This window comes from Microcoleus sp. K1-B1 (genome assembly GCF_036704705.1).
In the GTDB taxonomy this organism is placed as follows: Bacteria; Cyanobacteriota; Cyanobacteriia; order Cyanobacteriales; family Microcoleaceae; genus Microcoleus.
This window is the reverse complement of the sequence record NZ_JAUBSH010000011.1, coordinates 84,053-100,653: the sequence shown is the minus strand read 5'-3', so window position 1 is coordinate 100,653 and position 16,601 is coordinate 84,053. Positions and strand designations below refer to the sequence as shown.

11 protein-coding genes are annotated in these 16,601 nt (G+C 47.0%); 7 read left to right on the top strand and 4 right to left on the bottom strand.

Going from position 1 to position 16,601, the window contains the following annotated elements:
- Positions 1 to 45: 45 nt before the first annotated feature.
- Positions 46 to 1,263: a glycosyltransferase gene (locus QUA83_RS06180; protein WP_333292125.1), complete on the bottom strand. Its 1,218-nt coding sequence runs from the start codon at positions 1,261 to 1,263 to the stop codon at positions 46 to 48.
- Between the two features lie 140 nt (positions 1,264 to 1,403).
- Between QUA83_RS06180 and cofH the strand changes: the two genes are divergently transcribed.
- Positions 1,404 to 2,549: a 7,8-didemethyl-8-hydroxy-5-deazariboflavin synthase subunit CofH gene (gene cofH / locus QUA83_RS06175; RefSeq protein ID WP_333292124.1), complete on the top strand. Its 1,146-nt coding sequence runs from the start codon at positions 1,404 to 1,406 to the stop codon at positions 2,547 to 2,549.
- A gap of 44 nt (positions 2,550 to 2,593) precedes the next feature.
- Here cofH and QUA83_RS06170 read toward each other — a convergent pair whose 3' ends face one another.
- Positions 2,594 to 3,256 carry a Uma2 family endonuclease gene (locus QUA83_RS06170; protein ID WP_333292123.1) on the bottom strand — a complete coding sequence of 221 codons (663 nt, stop codon included), beginning with the start codon at positions 3,254 to 3,256 and terminating at the stop codon, positions 2,594 to 2,596.
- Positions 3,257 to 3,421: 165 nt separating this feature from the next.
- Positions 3,422 to 3,685, bottom strand: a complete 264-nt coding sequence (locus tag QUA83_RS06165) for a hypothetical protein (RefSeq protein WP_190731698.1) — start codon at positions 3,683 to 3,685, stop codon at positions 3,422 to 3,424.
- Between the two features lie 215 nt (positions 3,686 to 3,900).
- On the opposite strand from QUA83_RS06165, the gene QUA83_RS06160 reads away from it, so the two are divergent.
- Genes QUA83_RS06160 through QUA83_RS06150 form a run of 3 tightly spaced genes read left to right on the top strand, consistent with a single transcriptional unit; the run spans position 3,901 to position 6,339 of the window.
- Entirely contained in the window at positions 3,901 to 4,143 is a 243-nt protein-coding gene (locus QUA83_RS06160) for a helix-turn-helix transcriptional regulator (RefSeq protein ID WP_333042059.1), read from the top strand.
- A gap of 10 nt (positions 4,144 to 4,153) precedes the next feature.
- On the top strand, positions 4,154 to 4,879 hold the full coding sequence (locus QUA83_RS06155) for a restriction endonuclease (RefSeq protein WP_333292122.1): 726 nt from the start codon (positions 4,154 to 4,156) through the stop codon (positions 4,877 to 4,879).
- On the top strand, positions 4,876 to 6,339 hold the full coding sequence (locus tag QUA83_RS06150) for a class I SAM-dependent methyltransferase (protein ID WP_333288363.1): 1,464 nt from the start codon (positions 4,876 to 4,878) through the stop codon (positions 6,337 to 6,339). The genes QUA83_RS06155 and QUA83_RS06150 overlap by 4 nt, the downstream gene beginning before the upstream one ends.
- Positions 6,340 to 6,587: 248 nt before the next feature.
- On the opposite strand, the gene QUA83_RS06145 is transcribed toward QUA83_RS06150, so the two are convergent.
- Positions 6,588 to 7,826, bottom strand: a complete 1,239-nt coding sequence (locus tag QUA83_RS06145; protein ID WP_015176997.1) for an LL-diaminopimelate aminotransferase — start codon at positions 7,824 to 7,826, stop codon at positions 6,588 to 6,590.
- Between the two features lie 213 nt (positions 7,827 to 8,039).
- On the opposite strand from QUA83_RS06145, the gene QUA83_RS06140 reads away from it, so the two are divergent.
- The 3 genes from QUA83_RS06140 to QUA83_RS06130 all read left to right on the top strand — a co-directional run bounded on the left by QUA83_RS06140 (position 8,040) and on the right by QUA83_RS06130 (position 16,571).
- On the top strand, positions 8,040 to 9,131 hold the full coding sequence (locus QUA83_RS06140; protein ID WP_333292121.1) for a hypothetical protein: 1,092 nt from the start codon (positions 8,040 to 8,042) through the stop codon (positions 9,129 to 9,131).
- Positions 9,132 to 9,451: 320 nt separating this feature from the next.
- On the top strand, positions 9,452 to 11,209 hold the full coding sequence (locus QUA83_RS06135; protein ID WP_333292120.1) for a DUF3352 domain-containing protein: 1,758 nt from the start codon (positions 9,452 to 9,454) through the stop codon (positions 11,207 to 11,209).
- Between the two features lie 1,222 nt (positions 11,210 to 12,431).
- Positions 12,432 to 16,571 carry a CHAT domain-containing protein gene (locus QUA83_RS06130; protein WP_333292119.1) on the top strand — a complete coding sequence of 1,380 codons (4,140 nt, stop codon included), beginning with the start codon at positions 12,432 to 12,434 and terminating at the stop codon, positions 16,569 to 16,571.
- Positions 16,572 to 16,601 lie beyond the last annotated feature (30 nt).

Sequence of the window (16,601 nt, the reverse complement as noted above, 5' to 3'; positions counted from 1 at the left end):
CAGTGCCAATAACCACTAACAACTAACGAATAGCCAAACTAAAAACTATTTTTGAACGTCCGTCACCCGCCAACTCAGTTTCATATTGATCCAGAAATTCCACAGAGTCACAGTTGCGATCGCCATCAACTTAGCGCAATATTCGTTTACCTTAAAAACATTAAACAGCAGATTCACCAGCAGCACATTCATAATCAAGCCAATCAAACAAATCACATTAAATTTCAACAGCCGTTTCAAGCGCTGGCGCTTTCCAGGCTGCCGCTTAGAAATATCACGAAAAGTCCATAAATCATTCCACAAGAAATTATTGATAATTGCCACTTCAGCAGAAAAGATTGCACTGCGAGTCAGCCCCAAACCAAGGACAGTCCGCAGCAGGTAAAAAACTCCCATATCCACAAACACGCCGCTGAAACCAACCACGCCAAACCGCAGGAATCGGCCCATCGGCCAGCGGGCAAACCGCAACCGAAGCAAATGTCGCAAATAGTCAATATACTGTTTCCAGGTAACTTTGCTCTCGCCTTCTTGCCGCTCCTGAAACACGTAACCAACTTCTCCAATCCAGCGGATATCGCCTCTGCCGAGCACTTCAATCAATATTTTGTAACCAGCAGGATTCATGGTTTTGCCGGCTATGCAAGTGCGGCGCACCATAAAATAGCCACTCATCGGATCGGAAACTCGGCCCACCACTCCCGGCAGGATCACCAACCCCACGGTTTGAGCGCCCCGCGATAAAAATCGCCTGACAACGCTCCAGTCGCTCACCCCACCCTCGCCCACGTGACGACTTGCAGCAGCTAAATCTGCTCCCCGCTGAATTTCTGCTAAAAGCTGCAACAGCGTCTCCGGGGGATGCTGCAAGTCGGCATCGATGACGCCCAAAACCTCACCGCGAGCGACCTGCCATCCGCGAATTACCGCTGTGGAAAGTCCCCGCTCCTCTTCCCGGCGCATTACCCGCAATTGCGGATATTCCGGTGTCAGGGACAGGGCGGCTTCCCAGGTGCGATCGGGGCTGTCGTCATCGACTACAATTAATTCGTAGTCGCCGGGAAGGATACCATCGAGCAATTGGCTCAATTTTTCCACAATACTCTGGATATTCTTGTACTCGTTGTAGGTGGGAATTACCAGGGAAAAATAAATTGGCGGTTTGCCTGCGTGTACAAAAGTTGAACCGAAAGTCTGTATAGCAGGAATTTGCAAAGGCCCCGACGGCACTGGCAAGACCTGATTTGGTTGGTAGCTGCCCATAATTTCAGTGTTCAGAAAGTCAAGAATAGTTTAGTAGCACTTGAGATTGTAAAATATCGTTCCTCCATAATTGATTAGTTAAAATATAAAAACGCCTTAATTCTAGTCAGTAATTCTGTAGCTGAGTTAAAAAGAAAACTGTGGATGCAATTCTCGATCGAGCTTTACAAGGTTATAACATTTCTTCTGCAGAGGCATTGGTACTTTTGCAGCAAACAGAGCCAGACGCGCGAGCTTCTATTCAAACAACCGCTGACTTGCTCCGTCGCCGACAATCAGGGGATACTGTCACCTACGTTATCAATCGAAATATTAACTTTACTAACATTTGCGAGCAGCATTGCAGTTTTTGTGCATTCCGCCGCGACGAGGGAGATGAGGGCGCTTTTTGGTTAGACGCAGCTCAAATTCAGGAAAAGGCAACTGATGCAGTGCAGCGGGGTGCCACGGAAATTTGTATGCAGGGGGGCTTAAATCTTCAAGCTAAGCTCAATGGCGCATCTTTGCCTTATTATGTGCAATTGGTGAAAACTATTAAGGATAAGTTTCCTCAGTTGCACTTGCACGCTTTTTCACCTCAAGAGATAGAATTTATTGCCAGAGAAGATAATCTTAGTTTCAGCTATGTAATTTCGGCTTTGCAGGATGCGGGAGTTGGTTCGATGCCGGGAACCGCTGCGGAAGTTCTCGACGATGCTGTGCGACGGGTGATTTGCCCGGAAAAACTCAATTCGGCAACTTGGCTGGAAATTGTGGGAACTGCTCACAGTCTCGGTTTGCCGACAACGAGTACGATGCTTTGCGGGCATATTGAGACGGCCCAACAGCAGGTTTTGCATTTAGAAAAAGTGCGATCGCTCCAACAAACTGCGATCGACAAAAACTATCCAGCACGCATAACAGAATTTATTTTACTACCATTTGTCGGGCAAGAAGCACCGGCTCCTTTGCGGAGTCGAGTCGGTCGCAACCAACCAATTTTAGCAGATACATTGTTACTCACCGCTGTATCGAGAATCTTCTTAGGCAATTTGATTTCCAATCATCAACCGAGTTGGGTAAAATTAGGTTTAGATGGAGCTACAGAAGCGCTGAAATGGGGCTGCAACGACATCGGCGGCACATTGATGGAAGAGCACATTACGACGATGGCCGGTGCGGTTGGCGGCAGTTGTCAATCTGTCGAAGATTTGCAAAATGCGATTAGTTCTTTGGGGCGGAGTTATCAGCAAAGAGATACTATTTATCGACCTTTAGGGGTTGACAATTTGGCAGTAAGTGTGTGATTTTTTGGAGGCGAAGTGCGAAGTGCGTAACGTCTCCTACGAGTTTAGCCGTTAGCGAAGCCCTCGGAGAGGATCGCACTTTCAAATTCTTCTAGCGCTTGCAAATTTCCAACCTGCCAAGCACGTTCCACTGTAGCAGGAATCAGTTGGGCGATCGCGATTTCTGGAAAATTCGGACTAATATCGGATTCTAAATACTCTCCATCTTGCAGCAAATAAATGCGAAGTCGGCCGCTGTCATAAACCCATACTTCTGGAACTCCAATAATTTTATAGGCATCGATCTTAGTTTTAGAAGTAACATCCGTCTCAATTGCTAAATCGGGCGGCGGATCATCCGGTAAAAGTCGGCGGCGGCTAATCATCCGCTGATAATTTAGAATATAAAAGCAAGCATCAGGTTCAACTCCTGCTGCACCTTCCCGTTTGAAAGTAGTAGAACCAAAAGGTTCATATCTTCTGCCCGCTGACTTGAGTAATTTTTTTACAATATCGGAAATTAAATCTTTCGGAATTTCCCGATCTAGTAAGGGAACCATAATTTCTAAGGTACTGTTGCTGTAGGCAATTCTAGTTCTTCGTTTTTCCCCTAATTCCTGCAAAATCGACTCGAATTCCAGCCAAGTTATATTGGGAATAGTTATGACACTACCGGGAGTAAGCTCGATCTGGCTAACAGGTTTGAGCACGGGGGTGATAACAATCATAAGCTGAATTGCGAGCTAGTTGTTAAGTTTGTGCCAAGGGCAGGCAGGATGCCTACCCCACAAGAGTTTTTGGATATATCTGTTGAGTTTAGCACGGGCAACGAGAAGAGATTCGCGATCGCACTTTTGACTCAATTCTAGAAACATCGATCGCACATTTAGACTTCATTGCAACCGGATTAATTTGACTAACAGACTCATGATTTCTCCCTGATCGGGTGTAATAATGATGCGATTGTCGGGAATCGCGATCGGATGAGTCCAACGAACAGCTTCCTCGTAGCGCAATGCGTGCAGTTGGTGGATAGTTCGCCGTACCCCCAGCGGCGAACCGATGATGACGTGACGGACTGCTTCGCGATCGGCCTCAAAGGTTTGGTTGGTTAAAACATTCGGCGATGTTTGGTTCGATGATGAATCTTGCAACATAGCTTTGACCAATAATTTTGGATAGGTTTGATGCTTTGTAACGGTAAAACCGCGTACAATAACAAGTTGAAGAAAAGACAGCAATTCCCCTACAGCACAAGTGGCTTAGCTGGTGCTGTCTAATCTCTATTGCTACAAGCGTAAATCAAATAACGGTATGCGTCAACGTATTTAATAAAACCGTGCATTATTTAACATAAAGTAACAAATAGCCTATGGAAATCTCAGAAAGAGCCGAGCGATCGCCCCTAATGCGACTGAGAGTTCAGCGGTTTTTGACTCAAAAGCAGCTAGCAGAAGCACTTGGCGTTACGGAAGCGACGGTAAGGAACTGGGAATCTGGGCGATCGGTACCGAAGCTAACGCCTGTTCAATACAAGAAGTTGTTAAAGATTTTGCAAATTACTTCCGATGAATTACCAGACCAATTTGGTTTTCCCAGCGAGGGCGATCGATAGAATATTAAGAGTGGCAAATAATAATGATACTGTTTACCTTCTCAGCCAATTAAAAATGTGGTGGTTCATCAAAATGACAACTCTGACCGTAGAAATTCTTTGTTCTGAGGCGGCAATATTTTCAGCAGCCGAGTCTCAACACCCGGAACCTCTGCTTTACGGAATCACAGACGGAAAGGCTGTTGGAACATATTTGGAGCAAAAGTTCAAACTCTATCTCAAGCAGCAATATGAATTTATAGATGGCAATTCAGCAAGCGGCATCGATTTCCCAGGGATATTGGTTGACGTGAAGGTAACAAGTGTTAGGCAACCGCAGTCGTCATGTCCTTTCAAATCTGCAAGGCAAAAGATTTTTGGGCTGGGATATTCACTGATTATCTTTGTTTACGAAAAGACAGACAACAGTACCATCCGAACTGCAACGCTGAATATTTTGCATACAATTTACGTTAGTGCCGAAAGAACAGCAGATTTTCAAATGACCCGTGGAATTCGCTATATTTTAGATAACGAAGGCAATAAAGATGATTTGCTTGCTTTCATGTTTGACAAAAATCTACCTGTTGACGAAATTGAAGCAGGTAACATTGCAGACGAAATACTGAGAAACCCACCCTTGCAAGGTTTTTTGACCATTTCTAATGCGTTGCAATGGCGACTTCAGTATGGAAGGGTCATTGAGCGTGCCGGACAACAGGAAGGTGTTATCGCAGTTTATAAATCTAACCAATGAGTTCTAACAATCGCAAAACCAAACTAGAATACGGCGATTTTCAGACACCGCCGGCATTAGCCGAGATGGTATGTCGAAAATTAGTAGAACTTAATGTCAATCCTGGCACCATAATTGAGCCGACGTGCGGTATCGGTAATTTTATTCAAGCTGCTGCACGTTCGTTTCCATCCGCAGCCAAAATTATCGGGGTTGAAATAAATCAAAATTACTTAAAAGAAGTCAGACTAAATAAGCAATTATTTCAGGATGAGAGATGCGATATTTGGCACGGAGATTTCTTTGATTTTGATTGGAAATCATTAGTCGATCGATGTAGCACTCGACTGCTTGTACTCGGCAACTTTCCGTGGGTGACCAACTCGCAACAAGGAACTATTGGTAGCGAAAATTTACCTAAAAAAAACAATTTTCAAAATCACAGTGGCTTAGATGCTCTCACAGGTAAGAGTAACTTCGATATCTCAGAATGGATGCTGATTCAGGCGGTGCAATGGCTGCAAAAGCGCGATGCCGATCTAGCGATGCTTTGCAAGACTTCGACTGCTAGAAAGTTATTGAATTACCTTCACTCTCAAAAACTCAATCTCGCTGACTGTGCAACTTACAAAATAGATGCTAAAAAATATTTTGATGCAAATGTTGATGCTTGTTTGTTAGTCTGCAAATTTGATGCTCATTCGCGAAACTACTTCTGCGATGTATTTAGCAGTTTAGAAACTTCAGACTGTCACCGAATTGGATATCACAACAATCTCTTGGTTAAGGATATAAATTCTTTCAGTAAATTGAGTAATTTATATGCTGTGAATTCAGGGACAAAATGGCGATCGGGTGTAAAGCACGACTGTTCTAACGTGATGGAGTTTCGCAAAATAGACAATTATTTTGTAAATACATTCGGAGAAGTTGTCGATATTGAGGACACTTATCTGTTTCCGCTAATCAAAGGCTCTGGTGTTGCTCAAAATCGAATTAATGCTACGGATCGATATATGCTCATTACTCAAAAATTTATCGGGGAGTCAACTGAAAATATCAAAAAAATAGCTCCTAAAACCGGGCGCTATCTGGAGGATTGCGGGCAATATTTAGATAATCGAAAAAGCAAAATTTATCAAAACAACCCTCGATTTTCGATTTTTGGAGTTGGCGATTATACCTTCAAACTTTGGAAAATTGCGATTTGCGGGCTTTATAAAAAACTGGATTTTAGGTTGATCGGTGAAATAGCTGATAAACCTGTGGTTTTTGATGATACTGTTTACTTTCTCGGCTTTGACGACGAGGGAGTTGCGCGTCAAACTTTTGAGCTTTTGAATTCACCGGCGGCGATTAACTTTTATTCAGCGATCGTATTTTGGGATGAAAAGCGCCCGATTAAATCCAGTATTTTAAATTGTCTGAATCTGGCACTACTGGCAGATTGGGAGTTTGTAACCGCAGATGCACGCAGATAAACGCAGATGGATAGAGATATAATTTATATTATCAGTAATTCTGAAAACCTATAACTCTAACTTTACCCAAGCTCGTAAACTTCGAGGAATTTGTGGAGTGGCTGCCTGAAAATTCGGCAGTAAGCTGATTATAACTCACATTTTTCAGCCTTTGCATGAACAGGCAAGATGCCTGTTCCAGAAGAGATCAATTTTCTTGTGGGGTGGGCCGAAGAACCCGGCCCCAAAAAGACTTATCTCTCGCGCTTTTACACCTTAAACTTCTCCACAATCCGTCTCATCGCCTCCTCCACATTCTCCCGACTGTTAAACGCCGAAATGCGGAAATAACCCTCACCCGCCGCACCAAAACCAGAACCCGGAGTTCCCACCACATTGCAAGTTTCCAGCAACTTCTGAAAGAAATCCCAACTCGACAAACCGTGAGGCGTTTTCACCCACACATAAGGTGCATTTTCGCCACCAAAAACCTCGATTCCCGCCGCTGTCAATTTCTCGCGAATAATCGCAGCATTTTCCATGTAAAAATTGACTAATGCCTGAATCTGTGCCTTGCCAGCCTCAGAATAAACCGCCTCTGCACCGCGCTGCACGATGTAAGAAACGCCGTTAAATTTAGTAGACTGGCGGCGGTTCCACAGCTTCCAAATTTCGACATCGGAACCATCTGCTGCTTTTCCAGTCAAAGTCTTCGGTACAACTGTCAACGCGCAGCGAGTACCCGTAAAACCAGCATTTTTGGAAAAAGAACGAAATTCGATCGCACAATCCCGCGCCCCTTCAATTTCGTAGATAGAATGCGGTAAACTCGGATCGGTAATATACGCTTCGTAAGCCGCATCGAAGAAAATAATCGAACCGTTAGCTTTAGCATAATTTACCCAAGCTTGCAAGTGTTCCTTAGTTGCAGTTGCCCCCGTCGGGTTATTCGGGAAACACAAGTAAATTAAATCGACTTTTTTGTCGGTGGGAATTTGGGCAGTAAAATTGTTTTCCGCTGTAATTGGCAGGTAAACCAAGCCGCCGTATTCGCCATTTTCGTTCGCATCTCCCGTGTGTCCGGCCATCACGTTAGTGTCTACATACACCGGATAAACTGGATCTGTAACTGCGATCGTGTTATTGTTGCCAAAGATATCGAGAATATTGCCACAATCGCACTTAGAACCATCAGAAATAAAGATTTCCGAAGCATCAACATCGCATCCCCGCGACTTGAAATCGTGCTCGGCAATTTTCTCCCGCAGCCACTCATAACCTTGTTCCGGGCCGTATCCTTTAAAGGTATCCCGCGAACCCATGTCTTCCACCGCCTTCACCATCGCCTCCCGACAAGCAGCCGGTAGCGGTTCCGTCACGTCGCCAATCCCCAGCCGAATGATGGGCGCTTCGGGATTCGCCTCTGCATAGGCTTTCACCCTGCGCCCAATTTCGGGAAACAGGTAGCCAGCTTTGAGTTTGAGGTAGTTGTCGTTGATAGTTGCCATAGTTCGATCGCTACAAATGTCGTAGAATAGCTTACTGCTAATTGGCAGTTGACTGTTGACTGTTGACTGCTAACTGTTGAGTGTTGACCGAAAAGCCCTAGGATTCATCCGTGAGAGTCATCCTAAAATTTAAAACCTAAAATCGGCAGGGTACTTGACCAAAAAATCAAATCTGCTTGTATAATCAGAATAGTGTGCAGTGCAGAAACCATTATGGACGAGATCGAGTACGCCAAACTCTATCAGGAACTGGCGGCAATTCTGGATGAGTTTAATTTGGGTTGGGTGGTTCAACAAGTAGCGGATACTGTAGAGATAGGCAAAGTAATTGAAGAGCGATGGCTCAAAAGAAAAACACCCCTGCTCAAGATAGAAGATTATACCGCAAAAGAACAACTTTTGCTGTTAATTAATGCTGTCGAACAAGCGACGGTCAACACTTCCGAAATGGAAGACGAAATTGCTTATTTCTTGAAAGTAGAATCAGAAACCTCTCCCCTCGGCACAAAAATTACCTTTGCCAATTCAGGTGCCGAAACTGCCAAAACCATTGAGTTTACCTCCAGCGTCACAGCCCCCCGTCACAAACAGGCGATCGCCCTCAAGCACTTGCTGGAAAAACTGCCCTCCGGGCCCAGCAACTACGCCATCAATTCCGAGATTAAAAGCACATTAAAAAGCTCGATCGATCCCGAATTTAACACAGCGGCAGAACAAGCCAGAATTTTTGACACTTACCTCTTCACTATTCTGCTAAAAGCAGTTGCTAATGAAGGCGGTACTATTTATTACAACAATGTTTTAGACGACGAAACACCGAAATATTTAACATTTAGAAAAACAGCGGGAAAAATCCACGGAACTGCACATCCCTATACTCATGCTGTTGTGGAATTTCCCGACAAACCAGCCCTGGAAGTCCACCTAGGAGTAAAAGTCCAAGGTAGAGCCGGAGTTCTGCACAACTGCAACGTTTTAATTTTATATCAAAAAGAAGCAAATATCTGCCGCTTGCTCAACCGCGAACCCCGGCACTCGCAGGTAATTTTAGCAATAAAATCCGAACACAGCACCTCGGAACTAAAACTAGAAATGGCTGGTGCTTTTATCGGCTTAGCGTCAGACATTCGCTACGAAGGCGGCAGCTATTTCATTTCTAACAGTTACTCCCAACCCGTAGCCAAACTGCTAACTACCGCTCGCAAAAAATGGGAACTCAACATCTTTCCGAGAGCCACAAACGATGTGCACCGGCTGATGTACTCGTTTCAAACTATCTTTAAAGACTTTAAGGCCAGAAACTAACTTTAGGGCATCGGGCATCGGGCATCGGGCATCGGGAATTGGGGATCGGGAGTAGTTAGTGTAGGGCTTATGCGTAAATTCGACAGAAACCAGGTTTTTTACCAGGATTCAACGTTCAAATCCAGTATTTAGTAAAAAAACGGTTTCTGCGTCTAGGACTATAGTGGTTAGTGGTTACTGGTTAGTAGTTTTTCTAATAACAAATAAAAAACAACAAATTACCAATGCCCCATGCCCCATGCCCCATGCCCAATTCCCCATGCCCCATGCCCATCCCCAATATAATTTATGATGTTGCGAGCACCCGAACCTTACGAATAATGTTTAAGAAAGATAAATCTTCCCTGCTGTTTACGATCGGAGCCGCCACACTTCTGATCGGTTTAGGCTTTGTCACCTACTACCTCGTCATTTCCCGTGGGCCAGCCAAAGATTTGCCGCCGGGGGCAACGGTTGTCCCGCAAGATACGATGATGGCCCTATCCCTCACCACCGATGAATCGCAGTGGAATAGACTGCGAGAGTTTGGGACGCCGGAGTCAAAAGCTTCGTTTGAGAGGTTTTTAACTCAAATGCGCGATCGCCTGCTCACAAGCAACGGCTACGCCTACCAGCAAGACATTCAACCCTGGGTGGGTAACACAGCAATGGTAGCCTTTCTCCGCAACAAAATAGCTATACCAGCCCCCTCGCCGGCACCCAACACGCCCCCATCTCCGCCAATTCAACAGTCAGTGGCAATTATCCTGCCAATTGCCAACCCGATCAAAGCCAAAGAATTATTAGCAAAACCCAGACCCCTTAGCCAAGGAAAAATTGTTGAGCGTAATTATAAAGGCGTGCAAGTCACAGAAACTCAAGGCGTACCCGATCGCAATTTCTCCGTCGCGGTATTGGGAACCAGGTATCTAGCAGTCACCACAGATCCTAGCGCTACAGACAGAATAATCGACACCTACAAAGGCGAACCTTCCCTAGCAAAAACCCCTGGCTATGCAGACGCCATAGACAAAATAAAAAGTCCGGGTGCCTTCGGTCAAATCTACGTCAATATGCCCGTTGCCACCGCCTATGCCGCCGCCAACTCAGCCCGCGAAATTTCGCCAGAAAGCCTCGAAAAACTGCAACAAAATCAAGGATTTGCCACTACAGCGACGCTGGATTTAGAAGGAATTGCCTTCAAATCAGTCTCTTGGCTAAAACCAGATTCTACCAGAAGGATAGCAGTAGAAAACAATGCTCTAAAAATGGTTAACCGCCTGCCTAGCAATACAATAATGATGGTATCCGGTGGCAACTTGCAGCGTTTGTGGCAAGACTACGTATTAGGAGCCGAGGCAAACCCGATTTCCCCGATTAATCCCCAAGTTTTACGCACAGGTTTAAAATCCACTACCGGCATGGATTTAGATAAAGACTTGATGAACTGGATGGCGGGAGAATTTTCTCTATCATTAATACCAGCGCCCGCGCAGAATCCGAGAGACAAATTTGCTGCCGGATTTGTATTTATGGTGGAAACAAATAACCAGGGCGCCGCGAACAAATCCCTGAAACAGCTTGATGAAACCATGAAAAGTAAAGGATTTAGAGTGGAGGAAATTCAAGTCGGCGGCAAACCGGCGATTAAATGGACATCGCCGTTTGGAGGGATTACGGTAACTCGCGGCTGGATGAACAATGTAGCATTTATGACAGTAGGAGCTCCCGTGGTTGATGCGATCGTTCCGGAACCGAAAAGTCCGCTTTTAAGCAGCGAACTGTTCCAGAAAACAGTACGATCGCAACTTCAACCCCACAACGGCAATTTCTTCATCGACACCGAGAGTGCGTTCAACCCGAAAAACCTAGCTTTGCCGGAGTTTCCTCCCAACCAAAAAATGTGGATAGATGCCACGCGGTCGATCGGCGTTACAGCGGCCGTCATTGGCGATCGTACCACCCGTTATGACGCTTTTGTCGGTCTCAAAAAATCCACCCAATCCACTCCTTCACCGGGCCTTGCTTCACCGCGCCTGGGTTCACCGCGCCTGGGTTCACCCAGTCCCTCGCCCACTGTCCAAACTTCACCCAATTAACTCTTAAATCCTGCCACAAATCCGCCTGCACACCCCCTTAAACACCAACAGGGCGATCGATTAAAATCCAAAACCCGCCGAGCGAAATCGGCAATAGTGGAGTTGACTATAAGAGGGAAATAGAGCCGGATTTAAGGAGTTTTACTTCACAAAACCTCACACAAATAAACCCAAAAACCCGGTTTATTATTTAAATAAACCGGGTTTCTGAATACTCTAACAATTTGACTTACTGAAGAAGAATTCAGAAGTCAGCAGCCAGAATATCGAAGGGATTCTGTGCGAAAGGATCGAAAATCGAGGCTTAAGCCCCCCGATTTTAATGGTGGGTCACAAAAAATCACTTCCGTGACCGTTAACCCTCACTTCAGGCATGGGGTATTCTGAATTCTGAATTCTGTCTTCTGACCCTTCTTATTTCTTATTTTCAGAATTTTAATTTTCGGCAAGTGTAGAGTATTTTTTGTTTTGTATAAAATATTTTGGGATGTTTCCGAGTCAGTCTTGGACGCAGAAACCTAGTTTTTGAAGCCCGATACTTCCTTCAGACTCTCAATAATAGTTAAAAAACCAGGTTTCTCCGGGTGGGAGTGCCTCTATGAAGGCCGTTTTTGTTTTTTTTTATTAATATGTCATGCGGAAGATACAGAGCCTAGGCATTTCGAGTTATATTTAGATTGTGGAGAAGATACGCTGAGAAAATTGCAAAAGCAGAAGCCAATTCTACCCATTGACTCCTAAAAGCACTTGCAGTCAGAAACCCGGTTGCTTCATAAATATAGCGTCTTCAACCGTTCCGAAAAACCTATGCAGATATTGGCATTCCTAGTCAGCACCTGTACAACATCGGAACCTGCAGTCAAGCATCTTAACTGACTACGTTCATCTGGTCACGACACCGTGATGTAAACGCCAGCATTATGCACTGTCGAAGGCGATTAAGGAACGAGTGAACAGGTTTATAGCCAAGCGTATCGCTTTCCTAACAAGGAAACGTGAACAATTACCAGGCAAACCTTACTTAGCAATAAGACTGACAGAATAACTCACAAATACCACCTCTGAAAATGAGGGGTAAATTTGCAATCTTCTAGGCACATTGACCAGACACAGCACAGATGTGCAGATATTTAGTGACACAGCCGTCAACCCAAGTTTTTTCTACAAAGCCAATTTCTTTACCTAATTTCTGTGATTTATATATTTTACCCATTAAAAACCTATGAAAACCGTCAAAATTATTCAAAAAACGTCGAAATCCCTATCTAAAGCAAGAATAAGCAAACTGGCACTTGCTCTGCAAATAGTCTTAATAAATCTTTACTTTGTGCAAGCAAAAGCTGAAGGTCAAACAATTGTGCCAGCGGCGGACGCAACGGGTACTACCGTCACTCCCGCAGCGCAAAACGGAACTCCTGGGCAGCCAACTCGCTTCGATATTGAAGGCGGACAATTATCGAGCGATAAAGCAAATCTTTTCCACAGTTTTACAGAATTCGGCTTGTCGGAAAATCAGATTGCCAACTTTATATCAAACCCCAACATTCGCAACATTTTAGCGGGCATAGGCGGCGGTAAACCCTCGATTATTAACGGCTTAATTCAAGTAACCGGCGGCAATTCTAACTTGTTTCTGATGAATCCATCCGGCATCATATTTGGCAACAGTGCCAGCTTAAACGTGCCGGCTTCTTTCACAGCAACCACCGCCACCGCTATTGGATTTGGTTCAAACTCGTTTAACGCTGTCGGTACTAGCGCCTACACATCTCTGACAGGCGCGCCCAGTTCCTTTGCTTTTGGGGCCGATCGAGCAGGGGCAATTATCAGCACGGCAGACTTAGCAGTCAAGTCAGGGCAGAACTTAACCTTGCTCGGCGGCACCGTTGTCAGCACCGGCAGCCTTTCGGCCCCAGGCGGTCAAATTACCGTAGCATCAGTCTCCGGGACAAATTTAGTGCGCGTCAGCCAGCGAGGCAATTTGCTGAGTTTGGAAATCGAGCCGCCCTCGGGGACGAGCAGCACTAGAACATCCAGCGCGACAGATTCGACATTGCCGATCGCATCCTTGCCCGAACTGCTCACGGGCATCGGTGAAACAAACGCTACAGGGATCGGCCTCAATGCCAGCGGTGAAGTGGTACTCACGGCGTCTAACCGAGCCGTAGCTGCGGGGGACGTGGCACTAAAAGATGCAAACGCTCGGGCGATCGAAATTCAAGCAGCCAACACCATTGCAGCCAGCGGAAACCTGACAAGTTCGCAAGGCGGCGCGATCGCCCTAGAAGCTAGTGGCGACATTAGCACTGCGGATCTCGACTCCCACTCCGACACCACCGCAGGCGGCAACATCACCGTCACCAGCCGTACAGGAAAAGTAGAAACAGGCAATATCAACGCAAGCTCGATCGACAAAACCAGCAACGCCGGAGGCGTTAGTATTGCAGCACCCTCAAGCAGCATTCAAACAGGATTCATAGACGCCAACTCCGAAGAAAAACAAGGCGGCGAAGTCACCCTCAACGCGCGCAACGACATAGAAGTAACCCATATCAACACCGAAGGCCGAACAGGTGGAGGAGAGATTGACATTACAGCCGGCGGTAATTTCCGAGCTACAGGCACTTTCACAAACGATAACAACTGCTTGTCGCAAGCTTGCAGCATTTCCGCATCCACTACTGGTAGCGCCAATGGTGGAGATATCACCATTCGCCACGGTGGCGAAGCCTCGAACACTCTTTTCAGCGTCGGGGCCGACTATAACAAACTCAACGGTACTGCTGGCAGCATTGCCACTGGGGGTCCAAAGAAGGAAAATGTTATTACACAGGGAGGTTATTTCAGCCCCACCCCTCAGATAGTACAGCCGACGCAAATTAACATTACTGCTTCTTCAATATCGCCGACACCCTCACCAGCGCCGACACCAGCGCCGACACCAGCACCAACACCAGCACCTGCACCTGCACCTGCACCAACACCAACACCTGCACCTGCACCTGCACCTGCACCCGCGCCAGCACCAGCACCAACACCAGCACCAACACCAGCACCAACACCAGCACCAACACCAGCACCTGCACCTGCCCCAGCACCCGCGCCAACACCAGCACCAACACCAGCACCAACACCAGCACCTGCACCAGCACCAGCACCCGCGCCAGCACCTGCACCTTTACAAACACTAACGCCGGAACCAGCGCCAACACCTGAACCAGCGCCAACACCCGCGCCAACACCCGCGCCAACACCTGAACCAGCCCCCGCACCAGCACCAGCACCAGCACCTGCACCAGCACCAGCGCCCGCACCAGAACCCGCACCAGAACCAGCGCCCGCACCAGCGCCCGCACCAGCACCCGCGCCCGCACCAGCCCCCGCACCAGCGCCCGCACCAGCGCCCGCACCAGCCCCCGCACCAGCCCCCCCACAAACATTAACGCCGACGCCAGCGCCAGCGCCCGCACCAGCGCCAGCACAAACATTAACGCCAACGCCAGCACCAGTCTCAAATGTGCCGATCGCACCGATAATTACTCAAAATCCAGCACCGGTATCAAATGTGCCGATCGCACCGATAATTACTCAAAATCCAGCGCCAGTCCCAAATGTGCCGATCGCACCGACAATTACTCAAAATCCAGCGCCAGTCTCAAATGTGCCGATCGCACCGACAATTACTCAAAATCCAGCGCCAGTCTCAAATGTGCCGATCGCACCGATAATTACTCAAAATCCAGCACCGATATCAAATGTGCCACCAGCACCGACAATTACTCAAAATCCAGCACCGGTATCAAATGTGCCGATCGCACCCACAATTACTCAAAATCCAGCACCGGTATCAAATGTGCCGATCGCACCCACAATTACTCAAAATCCAGTGGTTGCGCCTGCTGCTGCGCCCATAAATCTCGCACCGATACCGACACCGGAGCTCGCAGCCAACCAGCCACCCAGTACAAATCCTTTATTTTCGCCCAGCTTGCAAGAGCAAAACCAGATATCTAATTCCTTGCAACAGCGCATTTCACCTCCCGCGTTTGGGAATCTTGAAGCTTCCAAGTTGCCAACTAACGTCGGCGCAGTTATTTTTCCCGTCGAGGAGAGATTTACCAGTGAGTTTGTCGATTACCTAAATTTGCCATCAACAAATACGATCGCCACCTTAGAAGATGCCCAAAATACCCTTCGCAGTGTCCAACAAGCCACAGGTATCAAACCCGCTCTCATTTATATCAGCTTCGTACCCAGGGGTTCTACAGTCGATCGGCCTTACAGCAGTTCCCCCATCTTGCGCGTAGAACAGCAAATTCAAGCCTCTGACGAACTGGAAATGATGGTGATCACCCCGGAAGGTGTGCCCGTTCGCCAGCGCGTCCCTGGAACCTCTCGCGCCGAGGTAATGGAAGCTGTTCGGAAATTTCGCGATGAACTGACTAATCCGGTAAAGCGCAACACTAAAAGTTATTTGCCCTTGGCTCAGCAACTCTACCAGTGGATGGTAGCGCCGCTGGAAGCAGAACTGCAAGCCAAAGGCATTGAGAATTTATCTTTTATCTCAGATATGGGGTTGCGATCGATACCGATGGGCGCCCTGCACGACGGCAAAGGCTTTCTGGTAGAGCGTTACAGTGTGGGATCGATGCCGAGTCTGAGTTTGACCGATACCAGCCCCGCCAATTTCAAAAATACCCAAGTTCTGGCAATGGGGGCGTCGCAATTTCCAGAGATGAGTCCTTTGCCTGCGGTGGAAATAGAAGTATCGACAATCACCCCGCAGCAGTGGCCGGGTAAATCTTTCTTGAACGAAGCTTTCACCCTGGCCAATTTGAAATCGCAGCGCCAGCAGCAGCCTTTTGGGATGATTCACTTGGCTACTCACGCCGAATTTCGATCGGGAGATCCCAGCCAATCCTTTATTCAGTTGTGGGATACTAAATTGCGTTTGGATCAGTTGCGGCAAATGAATTGGCACAGCCCGCAAGTGGAAATGTTAGTTTTGAGTGCTTGCAAGACTGCTGTGGGCGATCGAGAGGCCGAGTTGGGCTTTGGCGGGTTAGCCGTGCAAGCCGGGGTTAAATCGGCTATGGCGACTCTTTGGTATGTCAGCGACGAGGGCAGTTTAGGATTGATGACGGAGTTTTACGGGCAGTTAAAAACTGCTCCGATTAAAGCAGAAGCACTGCGGCAAGCGCAATTAGCGATGTTGCGCCAAGAAGTGCGAATTGAAGGGGGGATGTTGCACACTTCTGTTGGCAATCTGCCGTTACCCCCGGAATTGGCAAACACGACGAGTCAGAATTTCTCTCATCCTTATTATTGGTCTGCTTTTAGAATGATTGGCAATCCTTGGTGAGTCGATCGCCCACTCGCACCTCAACAACAG

Bases quoted from the DNA above. Each gene is read 5' to 3' on its own strand.
- QUA83_RS06180 (WP_333292125.1), bottom strand. From the start codon at position 1,263: ATGGGCAGCTACCAACCAAATCAGGTCTTGCCAGTGCCGTCGGGGCCT.
- QUA83_RS06170 (WP_333292123.1), bottom strand. From the start codon at position 3,256: ATGATTGTTATCACCCCCGTGCTCAAACCTGTTAGCCAGATCGAGCTT.
- QUA83_RS06165 (WP_190731698.1), bottom strand. From the start codon at position 3,685: ATGTTGCAAGATTCATCATCGAACCAAACATCGCCGAATGTTTTAACC.
- QUA83_RS06160 (WP_333042059.1), top strand. From the start codon at position 3,901: ATGGAAATCTCAGAAAGAGCCGAGCGATCGCCCCTAATGCGACTGAGA.
- QUA83_RS06150 (WP_333288363.1), top strand. From the start codon at position 4,876: ATGAGTTCTAACAATCGCAAAACCAAACTAGAATACGGCGATTTTCAG.
- QUA83_RS06145 (WP_015176997.1), bottom strand. From the start codon at position 7,826: ATGGCAACTATCAACGACAACTACCTCAAACTCAAAGCTGGCTACCTG.
- QUA83_RS06140 (WP_333292121.1), top strand. From the start codon at position 8,040: ATGGACGAGATCGAGTACGCCAAACTCTATCAGGAACTGGCGGCAATT.
- QUA83_RS06135 (WP_333292120.1), top strand. From the start codon at position 9,452: ATGTTTAAGAAAGATAAATCTTCCCTGCTGTTTACGATCGGAGCCGCC.
- QUA83_RS06130 (WP_333292119.1), top strand. From the start codon at position 12,432: ATGAAAACCGTCAAAATTATTCAAAAAACGTCGAAATCCCTATCTAAA.